At 71.3% G+C, this 17,456-nt stretch carries 15 protein-coding genes and 1 pseudogene; 6 read left to right on the top strand and 10 right to left on the bottom strand.

Going from position 1 to position 17,456, the window contains the following annotated elements; all coding sequences use genetic code 11:
* Nucleotides 1-133: 133 nt before the first annotated feature.
* A complete protein-coding gene (locus ACWD26_RS23120) occupies nucleotides 134-1,339 on the bottom strand; it encodes a S8 family peptidase (protein ID WP_451272913.1) in 1,206 nt (401 codons plus the stop codon).
* A gap of 314 nt (nucleotides 1,340-1,653) precedes the next feature.
* Between ACWD26_RS23120 and ACWD26_RS23125 the strand changes: the two genes are divergently transcribed.
* Nucleotides 1,654-2,460, top strand: a complete 807-nt coding sequence (locus tag ACWD26_RS23125; protein ID WP_451272915.1) for an SGNH/GDSL hydrolase family protein — start codon at nucleotides 1,654-1,656, stop codon at nucleotides 2,458-2,460.
* Here ACWD26_RS23125 and ACWD26_RS23130 read toward each other — a convergent pair.
* The 4 genes from ACWD26_RS23130 to ACWD26_RS23145 form a co-directional block, all read right to left on the bottom strand.
* Nucleotides 2,444-4,189 carry a serine/threonine-protein kinase gene (locus ACWD26_RS23130; RefSeq protein ID WP_451272917.1) on the bottom strand — a complete coding sequence of 582 codons (1,746 nt, stop codon included), beginning with the start codon at nucleotides 4,187-4,189 and terminating at the stop codon, nucleotides 2,444-2,446. The two genes, ACWD26_RS23125 and ACWD26_RS23130, sit on opposite strands and share 17 nt — an antisense overlap.
* A gap of 60 nt (nucleotides 4,190-4,249) precedes the next feature.
* Complete coding sequence (locus tag ACWD26_RS23135) at nucleotides 4,250-6,121, bottom strand: nickel transporter (RefSeq protein ID WP_451272919.1); 1,872 nt, start codon at nucleotides 6,119-6,121, stop codon at nucleotides 4,250-4,252.
* The gene (locus ACWD26_RS23140) at nucleotides 6,118-7,686 is read right to left on the bottom strand and encodes a tetratricopeptide repeat protein (RefSeq protein ID WP_451272921.1); all 1,569 of its coding nucleotides are present in this window, start codon (nucleotides 7,684-7,686) and stop codon (nucleotides 6,118-6,120) included. Before ACWD26_RS23140 ends, ACWD26_RS23135 begins: the two co-directional genes overlap by 4 nt.
* A gap of 134 nt (nucleotides 7,687-7,820) precedes the next feature.
* Nucleotides 7,821-9,347 (bottom strand): DUF4331 domain-containing protein, encoded by a 1,527-nt coding sequence (locus ACWD26_RS23145; protein WP_451272923.1) that lies wholly within the window; start codon nucleotides 9,345-9,347, stop codon nucleotides 7,821-7,823.
* 291 nt (nucleotides 9,348-9,638) lie between these two features.
* Here ACWD26_RS23145 and ACWD26_RS23150 point away from each other — a divergent pair, with 291 nt between their 5' ends.
* The 3 genes from ACWD26_RS23150 to ACWD26_RS23160 all read left to right on the top strand — a co-directional run bounded on the left by ACWD26_RS23150 (nucleotide 9,639) and on the right by ACWD26_RS23160 (nucleotide 11,449).
* Nucleotides 9,639-10,181, top strand: a complete 543-nt coding sequence (locus tag ACWD26_RS23150) for a sigma-70 family RNA polymerase sigma factor (protein ID WP_451272925.1) — start codon at nucleotides 9,639-9,641, stop codon at nucleotides 10,179-10,181.
* Nucleotides 10,182-10,263: 82 nt separating this feature from the next.
* Nucleotides 10,264-11,067: an anti-sigma factor gene (locus ACWD26_RS23155; RefSeq protein ID WP_451272927.1), complete on the top strand. Its 804-nt coding sequence runs from the start codon at nucleotides 10,264-10,266 to the stop codon at nucleotides 11,065-11,067.
* 115 nt (nucleotides 11,068-11,182) lie between these two features.
* Nucleotides 11,183-11,449, top strand: a complete 267-nt coding sequence (locus tag ACWD26_RS23160; RefSeq protein WP_451272929.1) for a hypothetical protein — start codon at nucleotides 11,183-11,185, stop codon at nucleotides 11,447-11,449.
* A 40-nt stretch (nucleotides 11,450-11,489) separates the two neighbouring features.
* Here the strand turns inward: ACWD26_RS23160 and ACWD26_RS23165 are convergent.
* The 3 genes and pseudogenes from ACWD26_RS23165 to ACWD26_RS23175 all read right to left on the bottom strand — a co-directional run.
* A pseudogene (locus tag ACWD26_RS23165) lies at nucleotides 11,490-11,707 on the bottom strand (CoA transferase); the annotation flags it as partial.
* Between the two features lie 223 nt (nucleotides 11,708-11,930).
* Nucleotides 11,931-12,713 carry an ABC transporter permease gene (locus ACWD26_RS23170; RefSeq protein ID WP_451272930.1) on the bottom strand — a complete coding sequence of 261 codons (783 nt, stop codon included), beginning with the start codon at nucleotides 12,711-12,713 and terminating at the stop codon, nucleotides 11,931-11,933.
* The gene (locus tag ACWD26_RS23175) at nucleotides 12,710-13,678 is read right to left on the bottom strand and encodes an ATP-binding cassette domain-containing protein (RefSeq protein ID WP_451272932.1); all 969 of its coding nucleotides are present in this window, start codon (nucleotides 13,676-13,678) and stop codon (nucleotides 12,710-12,712) included. Before ACWD26_RS23175 ends, ACWD26_RS23170 begins: the two co-directional genes overlap by 4 nt.
* Nucleotides 13,679-13,741: 63 nt before the next feature.
* Between ACWD26_RS23175 and ACWD26_RS23180 the strand changes: the two genes are divergently transcribed.
* Both ACWD26_RS23180 and ACWD26_RS23185 read left to right on the top strand, forming a co-directional pair.
* Nucleotides 13,742-14,449, top strand: coding sequence for a TetR/AcrR family transcriptional regulator (locus ACWD26_RS23180; RefSeq protein ID WP_451272934.1), 708 nt, complete (start codon nucleotides 13,742-13,744; stop codon nucleotides 14,447-14,449).
* Between the two features lie 172 nt (nucleotides 14,450-14,621).
* Nucleotides 14,622-15,368, top strand: a complete 747-nt coding sequence (locus ACWD26_RS23185; RefSeq protein ID WP_451272935.1) for a hypothetical protein — start codon at nucleotides 14,622-14,624, stop codon at nucleotides 15,366-15,368.
* A gap of 87 nt (nucleotides 15,369-15,455) precedes the next feature.
* Here ACWD26_RS23185 and ACWD26_RS23190 read toward each other — a convergent pair whose 3' ends face one another.
* Nucleotides 15,456-16,646, bottom strand: a complete 1,191-nt coding sequence (locus tag ACWD26_RS23190; RefSeq protein WP_451272937.1) for a type ISP restriction/modification enzyme — start codon at nucleotides 16,644-16,646, stop codon at nucleotides 15,456-15,458.
* A gap of 50 nt (nucleotides 16,647-16,696) precedes the next feature.
* Nucleotides 16,697-17,446 (bottom strand): GntR family transcriptional regulator, encoded by a 750-nt coding sequence (locus ACWD26_RS23195; protein ID WP_451272939.1) that lies wholly within the window; start codon nucleotides 17,444-17,446, stop codon nucleotides 16,697-16,699.
* Nucleotides 17,447-17,456: the final 10 nt, after the last annotated feature.

Consider the following 17,456-nt stretch of genomic DNA (forward strand, 5'->3'; position numbering starts at 1 on the left):
GCGGAACGCGACCGGACGTTCATTTGTCATGCGTCGGCAAAGGATTGCGCCGCCCTGTACGAAGAATCCCTGGAGGCGCACAGTGCCTCCAGGGAAACTTCCGTTCGCAGAAGGGCAGTTGCCTTCGGGGTGCTTACGGGACGATCTGCAGCAGACGGTTCGGGGAACCGGTGCCCGGGCTGGTGACCTTGCCGGTGACGGCGCCGGCGGTCAGGGCCGAGGCGACCTGGGCCGGGGTGGCCGAGGTGTGGCCGGCCAGGTAGACGGCGGCCGCGCCCGCGACGTGCGGGGTGGCCATCGAGGTGCCCGAGATGGTGTTGGTCGCGGTGTCGCTGGTGTGCCAGCCGGCCGTGATCGACGAGCCCGGGGCGAAGATGTCCAGGACCGAGCCGTAGTTGGAGTAGCTCGCCCGGGCGTCCGTGTTGGTGGTGGCGCCGACCGTGATCGCCTCGGTGACGCGGGCGGGGGAGTACGAGGAGGCGTTGGCGCTGCTGTTGCCGGCCGCGACGGCGTAGGTCACACCGCTGGATATGGAGTTGCGGACGGCGGTGTCGATGGCGGTGGAGGCGCCGCCGCCGAGCGACATGTTGGCGACCGAGGGGCCGCTGTGGTTCGCGGTCACCCAGTCGATGCCCGCGACGACACCGGCCGTGGTGCCCGAGCCGGAGTTGTTCAGCACACGGACGGCCACGATCTTCGCCTGCTTGGCGATGCCGTAGGTCGAGCCCGCGATGGTGGAGGCGACGTGCGTGCCGTGGCCGTTGCCGTCCTGCGCCACGTTGTCGTTGGAGACGGCGTCGTAGCCGTTGAAGGCCCGGCCGCCGAACTGGGCGTGCGAGATGCGTACGCCGGTGTCGATGACGTATGCCGTCACACCGCTGCCCGCGCTGTCCGGGTAGGTGTACGTGCCGGAGAGCGGCAGCGACGCCTGGTCGGAGCGGTCCAGGCCCCACGGGGCGTTGGACTGCGTGGCGTCCACGGTGAAGACCTGGTTCTGCTCGACGGAGGCGACCGCCGGGTCGGCCGCGAGTCTCTTCGCCTCGGTGGCGGAGAGTTCGGCCGAGTAGCCGTTGAGCGCGGACTTGTAGGTCCGCTTCACCGTGCCGCCGTACTCCTCGACCAGGTCCTTGCCGGCGCTCGACGCGGCCTTGAGGCCCGCGCCCTTCTTGAGCGTGACGATGTAGCTGTCCTTGACGGCGGTGGGGGAGTCCGCCGCGAGCACCTTGCCCTCGGCCGGCGCGGCCTGGGCGGGGAGCGCGGTGAGGCCGCCGAGCAGGGCGGTGGTCGCCAGTGTGGTGACGGCGGCGACACGGAAGTTCTTGATACGCAGGTGTGCCATTACGAGGTATTCCTCCTCATTGGCGGCGCGCGCCTGGGTGGGGTGCGCGTCTGTGGGGGGTGCGTGCGGGATCGCACTCACGGCCGGGAGCGTCGCGTTCCGCTCGTGGCTGTAAGCAGACTGGGTGATCTACGGGTGTAGCTCAAGAGAGTTGAACCCTTGTCATGTTTCTGTCACACGTACGTAATCGAACGGCGGTTGAACGCGGCGGATACGTGGTGTTGAGAGCGGGAAAGTATTGACATGAACACTTCCGATCAATGCGCGTAGTTGCTACGACGAATGAGGCAGAGATCCTGCTAAAGGGAGGTTCCATGAGACGTTCCCGACTCGCGGCATGCATGACCTCGTTCCTCCTCGCCGTCGGCGTCGCCCTCACCGGGGCCACGACGGCGCAGGCGTCCCAACAGGCCGCCGCCACCGGCTATGTGGCCCTCGGCGACTCCTATTCCTCCGGTGTCGGCGCGGGGAGCTACATCTCCTCCAGCGGCGACTGCAAGCGCAGCACGAAGGCCTTCCCGCACCTCTGGGCGGCCGCCAACGCCCCCTCGTCCTTCGACTTCACGGCCTGCTCGGGCGCCCGAACGGGTGATGTTCTGGCGAGTCAACTCGGGCCGCTGGGCCCGAGTACCGGGCTGGTCTCGATCACCGTCGGCGGCAACGACGCCGGGTTCGCCGACGTGATGACCACCTGTGTCCTGCAGTCCGACAGCGCCTGCGTCTCCCGCATCAACACGGCGAAGACGTACGTCGATTCGACGCTCCCCGGCCAACTCGACAAGGTCTACTCGGCGATCAGCGCGAAGGCACCGGCCGCCCATGTGGTCGTGCTCGGCTATCCCCGCTTCTACCAGCTCGGCGGCACCTGCCCCGGCCTGTCCCAGGCCAAGCGGTCCGCCATCAACAACGCGGCGGACTACCTGAACACCGCGATCGCCAAACGCGCCGCCGACCACGGCTTCACCTTCGGCGACGTCCGCTCCGCCTTCACCGGGCACGAACTGTGCTCGGGCAGCGCGTGGCTGCACAGCCTCAACCTGCTGAACGTCGGCGAGTCGTACCACCCCAAGGCCGCCGGGCAGTCGGGCGGATATCTGCCGGTGTTCAGGAACGTGGCCTGACGGCCCCGCCGAGGTCTCGGGCCTCGTTCTCGTAGTCGCTGTTGTCGTCAGGGTTCTCCGAGTCGGAGGGCGAGGTCCCGCCCGTGGTCGGGTCCTCCCCCTCCGACTCGCACGTCACCGAGAACGCCACGGAGTTGGACCTGGTGTCCACCGGCCCCCGGACCTCGACACCGATCTCGTCCGCGTGGCTCCCGTTCGTGGAGACGACGACCTGGTCCTGCTTGGTCCGCTCCCCGCCCGACGTGAACGACAGCGTCTTCCAGCCGGGATCCTCGACCTCGCCGCTCTTCGCCACCCAGCGGTAGTCGACGTCGACGGGGACACTGCCCACGGTGAACGTGGCGGTGAAGGTGGGCGCCTCGGCGTCCGACGGCGGGCAGGTACCGGAGTAGTCGGTGTTCGCGCCCTCGACCGTCACCTCGACGGACTGTGGGGGAGGTTCACTGGACGGTCCCTCGTCGGAGGGCGTGTCCGAGGGAGTGTCACCCTCGTCGCTCGTGGTGCCCCCGCCGGGCTCCTCGCCCGTACCGCCGTCGCCCGTCTGGTCGTTGGTGCCGCCCACCGTGCCCGTCCCGTTGGTGGGGTTGCCGTTGTTCCCGCCGTCGTCGCGGTTGACCAGGGCGTACGTCAGACCGGCGATGGCGAAGGCGATCGCCGCGATACCGGCGATCAGGAAGACGAGGGCGCGACGGTTGCGAGCCGGCTCGGCGGCGGGCACCGGGGAGGGGTGGGTCGCGGCGGCCGGGGCGGGGTGCGGCGGGGTCGGCGGCCCGAACCGGTTCGTGCCGGGCCCCGGGCCCGTGCGCGCACCCGGGCCGGGGAAGGCTGCCACCGTCGGGCTGTACGGGGCCGAAGCGGCCGTGTCCGTGCGCAAGGTGCCTCCCCCGGAGGGGGTGCCCCCGGCGCCGATGATCCGCAGGTCCTGCTCGGCCTGCTCGGCGGGGGTCCGCTCGGCCGGGTCCTTGCGCAGCAGCCCCTCGATCACCGGGGCCAACGGGCCCGCCCGGCGCGGCGGCGGGAGCTCCTCGTCGACGACCGCGCGCAGGGTGCTCAGCGGAGTGGTCTGCCGGAAGGGGGAGTTGCCCTCGACCGCCGCGTACAGCAGCACGCCGAGCGACCACAGGTCCGACTCGGGGCCGAAGGCACGGCCGAGCGCGCGCTCGGGGGCGAGGAACTCGGGGGAGCCGATGACCTCGCCGGTCATGGTCAGCGCGGAGCTGCCCTCCACCGTGGCGATGCCGAAGTCGGTGAGGACGACACGGCCGTCGTTGGACATGAGCACGTTGGCCGGTTTCACGTCCCGGTGCAGCACCCCGGCCTCGTGCGCGGCGCGCAGCGCGGACAGCACCTCGGCGCCGATGTGCGCGGCGCGCTGCGGGGGGAGGGGGCCCTCGGCGTCCAGGAGATCGGCGAGGGAGATACCGCGCACCAGCTCCATCACGATCCACGGGCGGCCGTCCTCCATGGCCACGTCGTACACCGTGACCACATTGCGGCTGTCGACCCGCGCGGCCGCCCATGCCTCCCGCTCCAGTCGGGCGTACATCCGCTCGACGTCGGACACCGCGATCCCGCCCGGCGCCCGCACCTCCTTGACGGCGACCTCACGGTGCAGCACCTCGTCCCGGGCCCGCCACACGGTTCCCATGCCGCCCTCGCCCAGCGGGGACAGCAGCCGGTAGCGGCCCGCGATCACACGTTCACTGCCCGGGTCTTCGGACACGGCCATCCCCCGTCACTCGTATCCGCCTGAAATCTCCACTCCGTGTGATTTCTTCCCAAAAGTAGCTCAGCCGAGTGCGGATGTTGCCCCCCTGAACACCAGGGCGGCCCCCAGCGCGACGACCAGCAGAGCCGACGCCAGCGGCACGGTACGGCGCACCAGCGCCGCCGTCGGGCCGCCGAGCCGGCCCTCGCCCTTGTCCATCACCCGCGTCACCCAGCCGCCCGCCTTCACCACGGCGTACCCGGCCGCCGTCAGCGTGAGCGCCAGCCCGATGCCGTACGCCAGCACGAGCAGCAGCCCGAACCACGCCTTGCCCAGCGCCGCGGCGCCGACCAGCACGACCACGGCCGAGGGGCTCGGCACCATTCCGCCCGCGAAGCCGAGCAGGATCGTGCCGCGCAGGGTGGGCGCGGTGGGGTGCGTGTGGGTGAAGCCGCCGTGGGTGTGGGTGATACCGCCGCCGAAGAGGGAGCGCTTCTGGTCGGGGGCGTGGGCGTCGCTGTGCTGGTGGTCGTGGCTGTGGTCGTGGTCGTGGTCGTGGTGGTGCTCGTGGTCATGGCCGTGCTTGTGGCTGTGGCTGTGGCTGTGGTCGTGGGCCTTCGCTGGTGCGGGCTCATGGGTGTGGGCCGCGACCGATGCGTGGGCCTCGCCGTGCGTGTGGGTGTGGGTGGGCGCCTGGGCGTGGGCGAGTACGAGCTCTCGGCTGGGCTCGGGCGCGTGGTCGTGCGTGTGGGAGTGGCCGTCCTCGTGGCCGTGGCCGTGGCCGTGGCTGTGGCCGTGCTTGTGGTCGTGACCGTGGTCGTGGTGGTGCTCGTGGTCATGATCGAGGCTGTGGTCGTGCGTGTGCCCGTCTCCGTGCCCATGCCCATGCCCATGAGCGTGCCCGTGTCCGTGTGTGCGTGCCAGCTTGTGGTTCAGCCAGGCGCGTCGGGCGAGTGTCACCCCCGCCGCCATCACGAAGAGGCCGCTGGCGATGCCCAGCCAGGTGATCACGGCCGGGGCGGCGGCGGAACCGGCGAGGACGAGGAGGCCGAGGGCGACGACGCCCAGGGTGTGGGTGACCGTCACGGACGCGGCCATGGGGAGGACGTCGCGCATCCGGGCCCGGTCGCGCGCGGCGGCCGTCGCGGCCATCAGGGTCTTGCCGTGGCCCGGGCCGAGGGCGTGCATGGCACCCAGGAACATGGCGATACCGAAGGCGAGGGCGCCGAAGCCGAGGCTGAGGTCCTGGCTGGAGACCAGGTCGTCGAGGGCCCTGGTCCAGCGGTCGGCGCCGCGCGGCAGGATCGAGGCGCCGGGCGCGTCGCTCTTCTGCTCGGCCAGTGCGGGGCCGCCGGGCTCCACCTGCAGGGAGGCCGTCGCGGTCTGCTCCGGCGACTGCAGCAACTCCGCCGGGTAGCTGGTGAGTTGGTCGGAGATCGACTCCTCGGGCACGTCCGACCCGGTCAGTGTCATCCGGTCGCCCCGGGCGGTGACCTCGCGCCAGCCGGGACCGGAGTCGACGGCGGCGTGGAAGCGTACGTCGGTGGCCCGGTCCGGCAGCGGAGCGGTCAGCCGGCACTCCACACGCAGCGTCTTCAGGCCCGCCTGGCCCGGGCGCATCTCGGCCCGGCTCGACTTGAGGGTCACCCCGACGGCACGTCCGTCGACCGTGACCTCGCTGCCCTCGGTGGCCGTCTCGCACCGCTCCCGGGCCCAACTCTCCCTCCCCTGCCGCTCGATGGCGGGCGCGGCCTGGGTCGCCGGGATCTCCGCGAGGTCCTCGACATGGAAGATCTTCAGCTGTCCGGGGGCGGCCACCAGACCGTCGTACCGGTTGACGGTGAAGTTGCCGAGCGGGTGGGCGCTCGCCGACCCGGTGGGGACCAGGACGAGCGCGCAGACGGCCAGGAAGACCGCTGTGGCGGAGGCGAACACGCGCCGGGGGGACGTCACTTGGCGGCCTCCAGAGCCTTCAGGGTCCTGCGGGCCTCGGCCGCGCCGAGGGGCGAGAAGCCGGCGTTGAGGTCGAGCGCCGCCCGCAGTGAGGCCTTGGCCTCCTTCTTGTCGCCGGCCGCGTACTCGACCATGCCCCGGTGGTACAGGAACGTCGCGTCCTTGTACCCGGTGGCGGTCGCCCGGCGGGAGTACGGCAGGGCCTCGTCGTCGCGGCCGTTGACGTGCAGTGCCCAGGCGAGGGCGTCCGCCGTGTGCACCGTCTCCCGGCGCTTCCACTCGGCCTCGGCCGCCCGCAGCGCGGCCTTCCTGTCGCCGTGGTCGGCGGCGGCGAGCGCGGTGTCCAGGTCGGCGTTGACGCCGTTGGCGCGGGCGATGGCGGTGTAGGCGTCCACCAGGGTGTACTGGTCGCCCGCCTTGGTCCTGTCGCCCTTCGCCTCGTACAGCTCGCCGAGCACGACGAGCGGTCCCGGCAGCGGGTAGGCGGAGACGACCTGCTCCAGACCGCGGATCGCGTCCGCGGTGTCGCCGCTCGCCGCCTGGGCGCGGGCGCGGCCCTCCAGTGCGGGGAGGTAGGTGTCGTCGGCGCCGAGTGCGCGGGCGTAGTGGTCGAGCGAAGTCTCGTAGTCGCCCTGTTTCCAGGCGAGTTGGCCGAGCTGGGTGGCCACGTAGGCGATGTCGCCCCGGGTCACCGCCGAGGCGAGGGCCCTCTCCAGCACGCGCCGGGCGGTCTTCACGTCGCCGCGCAGCTCGTGCACGTAGGCGTACCGCGTGAAGACGGGGATGCCGGGGCGTCGGGTGTCGGCGAGCCGCACCGCCTCCAACGCCTCGTCGTAGCGGCCGAGTTCGACGAGCGCGTCGATCCGGCTGCACAACGCCCGTTCGCTGTAGGGGTTCTCCTTCAGCGCCCGGTCCGCGTGGCGCAGCGCGTCCTCGAACTCGTGGCGTGCGGCGGCGAGGGCGGCGAGACCGGCTAGCGCCGGGTCGTTGTCGGGACGCAGCTCCAGCGAACGGTTCAGGGCCTTCTCGGCCTGCGGGTAGCGGGAGGGGTCGCCCTTGACGCGGGCCTGCTCGACATAGGCGAGACCGAGCGTGGACCAGGAGCCGAAGTCCTTGGGCTGTTCCTTGAGATGGGCCTGGAGAGCCTTGACCGCCGTGTCGAGGTCACCCCCGGCGAGCTGGGCCGCCGAGACGCCGGGCGAGCTCGACATGGCCACCGTCCGGTCGTCGTCCCGGGCGCCCAGCGCCACCGCGAACCCGGTGAACGCGACGGCCAGCGCGGCCGCGCACGCGGTGACCCGCAACAGCCGCCGCCGGACCGGCTCGTGCCCCGACCGACGGCCGCCCTCGGCAGCGGACACCGGACGGGGTCCGGCATCGGAAGCGTGGCCGGACTCGGCGGTGTCGTGCCGGTCGTCGGCTGTGGGGCCGGACTGGGCGGTGTCGCGGTCGTCGTCGGACGTGGGGCCCGGCGCGGCGGTGTCGCGCCGGTCGGCCTCGGGAGCCCCCTCGTCGGGGCGCGGACGCCCGTCCTCCGACGCGCTGTCGTTCGTACGCGGGGACATGCCCTCTCCTCAACGTCCTTGCCGAGTGCGGTGGTTGCGATCGTGAGGCGCGGCCCGCGCCGTGGGGGATGGATACGAGCGGGCCGCGCCGGTCGAGGGACCGGGCCCGTGGGGGAGGGCCCGGTCGGGGTCGGCTAGTAGTACGCGCGGTCGTTCCGACGGCGCCACCACAGCAGACCCGTGCCGATGAGCAGGACACCGGCCGCGCCGGCACCGGCCGAGGCCGCGATCAGCGACGTGTCGTCCATGCCGCTCTCGGTGACACTGCCGCCGATCGCGCTGCGGACGTTGTTCGTCGTGTTGCCCTGGACGGTCTTGCCGCGCGAACCGGCCGTCGGCAGACCGACGTACGGGAAGGACTTGCCGAACTTCTTGTCGTTCTTGTCGACCGCGTCACCCAGGTCGTTCGGCGCGTCGACCAGTTCGCCCTCGACGACCTGCAGCGCGATGTCGATCACGTCGTCGGTGAGCCGGCGCCCGTTCGGGAAGCCCTGGTTGTCGCCGTCGAGCACACCGAGCCGCTTCGGCTTCGCGGTGGGCTCGATGGAGGTGTTGAGGCGCAGCTGCTCCGACGGGGTCACGTGCGGCGGCTGGTTGAGGCCCTCGACACCCTTCAGGAAGACGTCGACGAGGTCGTTGCGCGGTGTCTTCGGCGCCGGGATCTTGTAGATCGCCTCGATGAGCTTGGGCAGCTCGGGCTCGGTGACGTTGTTCAGGAACTGGGCGTCGTCCACGGGCGAGGACGCGTTGAACTTGTCCTTGTCCTTGATGGGGTTGACGACCTCGTTCACCAGCGGCATGCCCAGACGCGAGACCTGGTGGTACTGGCCGTCGGCGCCCTGGCGCTGGGTCGTCGACCAGATGCCGACGATCGGCTGGTCCTTGGACTGGACGAGCGCGTCGCTCGGCACCTGCAGGGCGATGGAGTTGACGTTGTAGCCCTTGAGGGTGTCCCGCCCGACCTCGGAGAGGTCACCGCCGTACAGCAGGTCGAAGACGCGCAGGTCCAGGAAGAAGGGGTCGTCGGCCTGTCCGGCGTACGTCGTCACCCCGCTCGCGGTCTTGTAGACGGCCTCGTCGCGCAGCTTCTTGAAGTCCGGCATCGACGCCTTGCCGACGTTCGACGGTGCCACCCACACGTCGTCCGCGAGCTGCGTCTTGGAGACCGCCTTGCGGTTCTTCAGCTGGATGAGCTCGATGTCGTACGTCTGCGTGATGTTGAGGTCGGGGTCGTCGAGGCTCTCCACGACGCCCGTGTTGTACAGGAAGGTCTTGTCGTTCTTCGTCTTCGTCTTGAACGTGTAGCGGAAGATGAGGTCTTCCTGCGCGTCGCCGTCCTGGTCGACGCGGATGTCGTACTGGGCCTCCTCGGAGAACGGGAAGAAGTTCGGGCCGCCCGCCGGCTCCTCGAAGGGGATCCAGTTCGCGATGATCGTCGTGGTGTCCGGCTTGTCCGGGCTGACGAACGCGTACACGTCCGTGTTGTCGAACTGCGGTTCGCCCGAGATGAGCGGGGCCTCGCGGTGGCTGGAGGCGGAGGCCGCCTTCGGTTCCAGCACGGTCACGCCGGCGGCTGCGAGCCCTCCGGCGGCCAGCGAAGCACAGATGAGGGACGCGATGCTCCGCCGCCCCGCGCCGCTCCTGGAAGTAGGTGTCGTCATGCCGTCCGTCCTCTGTCCCAACTTGCCTGACGAACGCCATTCGGAGCGGTCGGCAGGGTGGATTGGTCGAATCCCAAACGTTCTTACGGCGCGTTTGAAAGGTTGTTTCAGCGGAGAGCGCGATTAGTTGATCCGATCCGTGATCCGATCCGTGAACCCACACGTTCGGATCCGTCGACCGACGACCCGCGTTTTGGGCAGGCTGATCCGTAACCCCATCCGGAGGTGGGTTCGTTGCGAATGCCTTACGCGCGGGGATGGCCGTGCTCGGCCGGAGGCGAGGGGGAGCGAGTGGAGGCGGACAAGCTTCTGGTCCGGGTGGCCGGAGGCGACCAACGAGCGTTCGAGGAGCTGTACGCACTCGTGTCCGGCCCGGTGTTCGGGCTGGTCCGCCGCGTCGTGCGGGACCCCGCACAGTCGGAGGAGGTGGCTCAGGAGGTGCTGCTCGAACTCTGGCGCTCAGCCGCCCGGTTCGACCCCGCCCGCGGCAGCGCCCTGTCCTGGATACTCACCCTCGCGCACCGGCGCGCGGTCGACCGGGTGCGCAGCGCCCGCGCCGCCACCGAGCGCGAACAGCGGGAAGGGCGACGCAACCACCACCCCGCCTTCGACCAGGTCGCCGAGGAGGTCGAGGCCGGACTCGAACGCCAGTGGGTGCGCCACTGCCTGGAGAGGCTCACCACACTCCAGCGCGAGTCCGTCACCCTCGCCTACTACGACGGCTACACCTACCGTGAAGTGGCCGAGCGGCTCTCCCTGCCGCTCGGCACGGTCAAGACCCGTATGCGCGACGGACTCACACGGCTGCGCGAATGCCTGGGAGGAGTCGCATGAGCGCCTTGACCGGCCTCATGGCACATGAGGTCCCGTTCGGTTCGGCGGTGCGCGGGGCGCGCGTGCCCGAGGGGGGTGCGGCATGAGCCTGTTCCGCCGCGAGGACCTCCACTCGCTCGCCGCTCCCTACGCGCTCGACGCCCTGGAGCCCGCCGAGCGGCGCCGCTTCGAGAAGCACCTGGAGCGCTGCGACCACTGTCCGGCCGAGGTGCGCGCCCTGTCCGAGGACGCGGTCCGCCTCGCCTGGTCGACGGCCGCCCCGGCACCGGCGGCGATGCGCGACCGGGTCTTCGCCGCCGTACGCGGCACACCCCAGGAGGCTCCGGCCCAGGCGCGGCCCCAGCAGCATCTGCCGCCGCATGTGTGGGGCACCGCGCCGCCGCCGAAGGCGCGTGCCCGTGCGCCCCGGATGCGCTCGCTGTTCGCGCCGCTGGCCACCGCCACGGCCGCCGCCGCGCTCGTCGTCGCGTCCCTCTTCGCCGTGCAGGCCGACCGCACCCGGGACCAACTGGACGCGGAGCGCGCGCAGGCGAGTGAGATCGCCCACGTTCTCGCCGCGCCGGACGCCCGCGCGACCAGCGACCGGGACACGGAGGGCCATCAAATCGGAGTGATCGCTTCCGCCGAGGAGGGGAGCGCGATCGTGACCCTCAGCGGATTCGAGGACCTCCCGGGCGACCAGGTGCATCAGCTCTGGCTCATGCGCCCCGACGTGCAGCCGCGCTCCCTGGGACTGTTCGACGGCGACACGCCCTTGGTCACGAGCGGAATGAACACCGACGCGACGTCACTCGCCGTGACCGTCGAACCCGACGGCGGATCACCACAGCCCACCAGCCAGCCGGTTGTCCAACTCGCCCTGAAATCGGTCGGATTCGGAGAGTAGTCAACAACGCCCTTACGGGGTAGGTGAATACCAGGACCGTGATTCCCGAGTGCTTGGGTGGGGCGATATGGTTACGCTGCCCGGGCCGGGTGGACTCGTACGGGTGGGGAGTGACATGGAACAGATAACAGTGCGCAGGGCACGGGTCCCTGCGATCACCTGCGGGAGCAGCGCGACCAGTTCGCGTCTGGACCGCCATCTCTCGGTGCTGAGCGGCCCCGCCGTGCCGCAGCGCGAGGCGGCCGAGGCGACGTCGCTGATGCGTGAGATAACGTCACGCTCCCCGCAGGAGCGCAGCGGCCGCAAGGACACGCGCGTCGGCAGGGTCTCGCTGTTCGCACCCCTGAAGAGGCTGCGCCGCTCGCTGTTCGGCAGCCGCTAGCACCACAGCACCAAGGGCTTTCCCCGCTGAGGGCCCGCGCTCAGCCGACCACACCGTCCCGGCGCAGCGCTGCGATCTCGTCGTCCGTCATCCCCAACGGCACGCGGCAGCGACCCGGTGTGCTCCCCGAGCGCGGGCACCGCACCCATCCGCGCCTCGTCCCCGCCCGGCAGCGATGGGGGAGGGTGGCAGCAGTGCCCTGAGCGGCCCCACCGGTGAACCCGCTTCCCGCCACCGGTCCCGGGCCGCCAACCCCGGCCGCCACGGAACCTGTTCATGAGCCGCCGCCGACCGCCGGTCGTTCCGGCACCTGTTCGGCGAGCCGCCGCCGACTCCCAGTCCTTCCGCCCACCGGCGAGGGCCCCATCATTTTCCCGCCGGGGCGCGGTCGTCATCAGGGCGTGCCGAGCGGCACGTGCCCCTGTTCTGTTCCGCGCCCCGGCTCCTCCGCCTCCGGCCCGTCCCCCGAACGGGCCGGAGGTCACTTGGGGCCGGCCGCGTACGTGCGGACGGCGAGCGGGACGAACACCGCGAGCAGCACGGCGCACCAGGCCAGCGAGCCGGCGACGGGGTGGGCCACCGGCCAGGCGGCGCCGTCGGGCACCGGCGCGTTGCCGAAGAGGTCGCGCAGGGCCGTGGTCACGGCGCTGATCGGGTTCCACTCGGCGACCGTGCGCAGCCAGCCCGGCAGACCCTCGGCCGGGATGTACGCGTTGGACAGCAACGGCAGCAGGAACGTCGCGCCGCCCAGCTGACCGGCCGCCTCCTCGCTCCGGGTCAGCAGGCCCAGGAAGATGCCGATCCACACGGCCGCGAACCGGAACAGCAGCAACAGCCCGAACGCGCCGACCGCCGCCAGGGCGCTCCCCTCGATCCGCCAGCCCACCGCGAGCCCGACCAGCAGGAACGGCACCGTCCCGGCGGCCGTGACGACCACGTCCGCCATCGCCTGGCCCAACGGCACGGCCGCCCGGCTCATCGGCAGTGTCCGGAAGCGGTCCATCACGCCCCGGTGCGTGTCCCCGGCGGCCTGGAACATGCCGGTCATGATCCCGCCGGCGGCGGTCGCCACCAGCAGACCGGGCACCAGGAACCGCCGGTACTCCTCGCCCGGCACCGCGAGGGCGCTGCCGAAGACGTACCCGAAGAACAGCAGCATCGAGATGGGCATGGTCTGGGTGAGGATCAGCAGCCCCGGGTTGTTCCGGACCCGCCGCAACTGCCGGCCCAGCATCGCCGTGCCGTCGTACGCCAACGCGCTCATGCCGCAGGCTCCTTGAGGTCGGTCAGGTCGACGGGGGTCCCCTCGGTGAGGCGGAGGAACACGTCGTCGAGGGTCGGCGGGCGCAGGCTCACGTCGACCAGCGGCACGCCCGCCGCGTCGAGTTCACGGACGAGCCGGGGGAGGGTCAGCGTCGGGTCGACGGTGACCGCGCCGACCGCGTGCCGCCCGTGGTCGAACGAGGGCTCGGCGCCCGTGAGTTGGTCGAGGACACCGGCCGCCCCGGTCATCGCGTCCGCGTGGGCGACGACGACCTCGGCGTAGGAGCCGATCAGCGCCTTGAGCTGGGGCGGCGAGCCGCTGTGCGCGATGCGGCCCCGGTCCATCAGCACGATCTGGTCAGCGAGTTGGTCGGCCTCCTCCAGATACTGCGTCGTCAGCAGCACGGTCGTCCCCTCCGCCTTCAGGGCGCGCACGGCGTCCCAGATCTGGCTGCGGCTGACCGGGTCGAGCCCGGTGGTGGGCTCGTCGAGGAAGAGCACCGCCGGGTGCCGGATGAGGCTGGCCGCCAGGTCGAGCCGGCGGCGCATGCCGCCCGAGTAGGTCGAGGCCGGCCGGTCGGCGGCCTCGGTCAGGCCGAAGCGGTCGAGGAGTTCGCCGGCGCGGGCGGCCGCGTCGCGGACGCGGTGCAGCCGGGCGAACAGCCGCAGGTTCTGGCGCCCGGTGAGATCGCCGTCCACCGACGCGTACTGCCCGGTCACCCCGATCACCCGCCGGACCGCGCCGGGCTCCCGCACCAGGTCGTGCCCTGCCACCCGGGCCGAGCCCGCGTCCGGCCGCAGCAGCGTCGTCAGCAGCCGTACGGCCGTCGTCTTGCCCGCCCCGTTCGGGCCGAGCATCCCGACCACAGTGCCCTCCGACACGGCCAGATCGAGGCCACGGACGGCATGGACATCCCCGAAACGCCTCTCCAGACCCTCACTAAGTACAGCGTACGTAGAAGTCATGGCTCGACCATAGCGCATTACGTACGCTGTACGTAACTAGGATGGTGCCCGAGGTGATGATCGATGGCTGGCCGACCGGCCGTACCCCAAGTGATCTGGGCGCGCCCCGAGCGCACCGGCCGAGGCCCGAGGCCCGCGTTCAGCCGTGCGGACATCGCGGCGGCGGCCGTGCGGCTCGCCGACGCGGGCGGACTGGACGCCGTGTCCATGCGGCACGTCGCGGCCGAGCTGGGCTGCGGCACGATGTCGCTGTACAACTACGTGCCGCGCAAGGAAGACCTGTACGAGCTGATGGTCGACGCGGTCGGCGGGGAGCACGAGCTCTGGGAGCCGAGCGGGGACTGGCGGGCCGACATGCGCCGGGTGGCGTATCAGACGCGCGAGCTCATGCACCGGCATCCCTGGCTGCCGCGGCTGATGTCGCCGGTCTACGGGTTCAGCCCCAACGGTCTGCGGTATCTGGAGCACTGCATGACCTGCATGGACTCGCTCGACGCGCCGTACGGGACGAAGATGCAGCTCCTCGCGATGGTGAACGGGTGTGTGACGACGTACGTCGCGAACGAGCTGGCGACGGCTGAGCGGGTGCGGTCACTGCCGTGGTCGGAGGAGCGGGAGAACGAGGTGCGGATCGCCTACCTCGGGGGGCAGATCGCGAGCGGGGCGTACCCGCGGCTGGCGGAGGCGTTCATGGAGGACTCGGGGCCGATCGATCTGGAGGCCGCGTTCGAGTGGTTGCTAGGGCGGGTGCTGGATTCGTTCGAGCCGTAGGAGGGGTGAAAAGGTCGCGAGGGACCGACCGGGCCGGATAGCGTGGTGGACGTGTGTTGATCTCCCCGGCGATGGCATCACAGCTGTCGCGGACGGTGTGACTGTCCTCCCGTCGGTCCGACGGCGAGGGCGATCCGACCTGTTCGACTTCCGAACCTCCCGGAGATCACCCATGGCCCCCAAGCCCGCGCTCACTTATGAGGCGTTCCTCGCCACCGCCGCTGCCGATCCCGATGTCGTCGGGCTCGTCCTCAAGGGCTCCCATGCCCATGACGGCATGGCAACCGAGCACTCCGACCACGATGTGTACGTCATCCTCGAAGAGGGCGCGGACACAGACCTCATCGGCCTCCACGGTCACCGCTCCGCAGACCTCGACCTGGTCGTCACCACGCTCGACGCGTTCCGCCGGCTCGACGGATTCGAGCGCTACGCCCTCGCCCGCGCCCGGGTGCTGCTCGACCGACTCGACGGCGGGATCGCCGAGATCGTCTCCGCCAAGGGGCGGCGCGCCTCCGGCGAGGCGTTCCGGGAGGCCGCCGACTGGCTGGACGCCTACGCCAACTCCCTCTACCGGTCCGTCAAGAACGCCCGCGACGGCCATCTCCTCGCCGCCCGGCTCGACGCGGCCGACAGCACGCGCTTCCTGCTGGAGTTCTTGTTCGCCGTCGACGACCGTCCGCGTCCCTACAACAAGTACCTGGAGTGGGAACTGGAGAGGTTTCCGCTGCCCGGATGGGAGACGGCGGTCCTGCTCGACACCATCGGGCGGATCACGGAGAGCGCGGACACGACCCTGCAACGACAGCTCTTCCGCCAGGTTGAAACCGCGGCACGAGAGGCCGGCCACGGGTCCACCCTGGATGCCTGGGGCGAGGACCTGTTGCTGATGAGGCCCGGTGTCGACACCCGCCCGTGAAGCATGTTCGCGGAGCCGCGAAGTTCGTGATGCCCGCGAAGTTCGCGAAGTTCGGCAAGTCCGCGAAGTGCGTGAGGTCGCCCCTCCTCACAGCAGGGTGAACTGGCCCTCCGGGCCCTCCTCGTGGTGGTCCAGGACCGAGGCGGGCTTGCGGGCCGCCTCCGGGACCGGGAGTACGCCGGCCTCGCGCAGGTCGGTGGCGGTGATCGGTTCCTGGACCGTCAAGTCGGCTTGCCTCGGGCCGAGTTCCGCCAGGAGCGCCAGCACGGTGATCAGTTCCAGCAGCTCCGACGTCCATGGCTGTGGCCAGGTCGTCGGACGTACCGCCTCCAGCGTGCCCGGTTCCGCGGCTGTCGTGCGGCGGGTGAACCACTCCTCCAGGACGCGGACCCCGCCCACGTGGAAGTCCCAGGCCTCGGCCGGTACGGGGGAGATACGCCCCTCGTCGATGAAAAGGGCCTCCTCGTCGCGGTCGTAGACGCATGCCACGGGGCGGGAGGGGAGCGGGGCGCGGACGTAGGGGCGGCGGCCGCCCGGGAGTTTGGGGCGGTCGCCGTCGCGGCGCATCAGCCAGAGGGTGCGGCGGCCCAGCTCGACGCCTCGCGACCAGACTCCGGGGTCCGAAGTGAGGGGGACCTCGACGCGGTTGGGGCCGGGACGTGCGGCCACCAGGATCCAGGCGAGGACGTCGAGGGGGTCCACGGGGCCGGTGGCGAGGCGCTCACCGAGGTACTCCCGCAGGCCGGGTGCCAGATTCGGTTCGAGGGCGCCCGGGCGGCGGTACAGCGGGTGGACGCGGCCGACGCGGGGGCCGTGGAGCGGGGCGAGCGGGAGTACGGACGACGCGAGGAGGAGGGGGCCGGTGGAATCCGGCGCGACCGTCTGCTCGACCACGAAGACCTGGTGGTCGTCCGCCACGCGCCACAGTTCGGGGCGGGCGGCGTCGATCAGGCGGTGGTCGGGGATGAGCCACTGCTCGTCGAAGGGGGCGGCCAGGACGCGGACGGGCTCGGGGCAGGGACCCGATTCGCGGGCCAGCCGGCCGGTGCCGGTGGACTGTCCCGGCAGTTGGGGCACCGCCGAGGTGAGGGTACGGGAGCGGGTGGGGGCGAACAGGGCCTCGCGGTCCGGGCCGTCGGCCTTCACCAGGGCGTCCCAGCGGGCTTTCAGGGATGCCGCGTCGGGGGCCGTCGGCCACCCCCGGCCCAGCCGTGGCGGTGCGACGGACCACGGCATGAGGTCCGCGAGCAGCGGAGCGTCGGGCGTCACGCTGGGCATCGTACGACCCCGGGGGGTGTGCCGCAGGTCCCGTGCGGCACGCTCCCCGGTCAATGCGCGTCGAGGGTGACCGTGAACGAGAAACGGTCGCCGCGGTAGTGGATGACCGCCACGTCGAGGACGCGGCCGGACTCGTCGTAGGTCACGCCCGTGTAGTGGAGGATCGGGCTGAGCAGGGGCACCTGGAGGAGACGGGCGGTCTCCGGGTCGGCGATGCGGGCCTCGACCGTGTCGGTGATACGGCCGATGGCCACGCCCACGACATCGCGGAGGACCTTCGTCATCGGCCAGCGCAGCAGGTCGTTTCGGTCGATGCGTTCGGCCAGCTCGGGGCGGACGTAGTTGCGGGCGTGGTTGGTGGGTTCGCCCGTCCTCTCGTCGCCGCGCAGCCGGTGGTACGTGGCCACCTCCGTCAAGTCCGGGAAGTACTCGATGAGTTCACCCGACAGAGGGGTGCTGCCCTGGTCCAGCAGCTCGGTCGTCATGCCCGACTGCTGGGCCACGATCGCGTCCACCGAGCCGAGCAGGCGGACGGGGGAGCCCCGCTGGGCGCTCGGCTCGATGAACGTGCCGCGCCGGCGGTGCCGGGTGATCAGCCCCTCGTCCTCCAGCTCCTTCAGCGCCTGCCGCATGGTCAGCACGCTCACCCCGTAGTGCCCCGCCAACTGCTCCTCGGTGGGCAGTCGCAGGGGGGCCTGGGGAGACCGGCCGAGTATGGAGGCGCGCAGGGACTGCGACACCTGGTACCAGAGCGGCAGTTTGCGGTTCAGGACGATCGAGTCCGGAGCGAAGGAGGTCACGACGGTATCC

The sequence above is a fragment of the Streptomyces sp. NPDC002787 genome, from assembly GCF_053592095.1.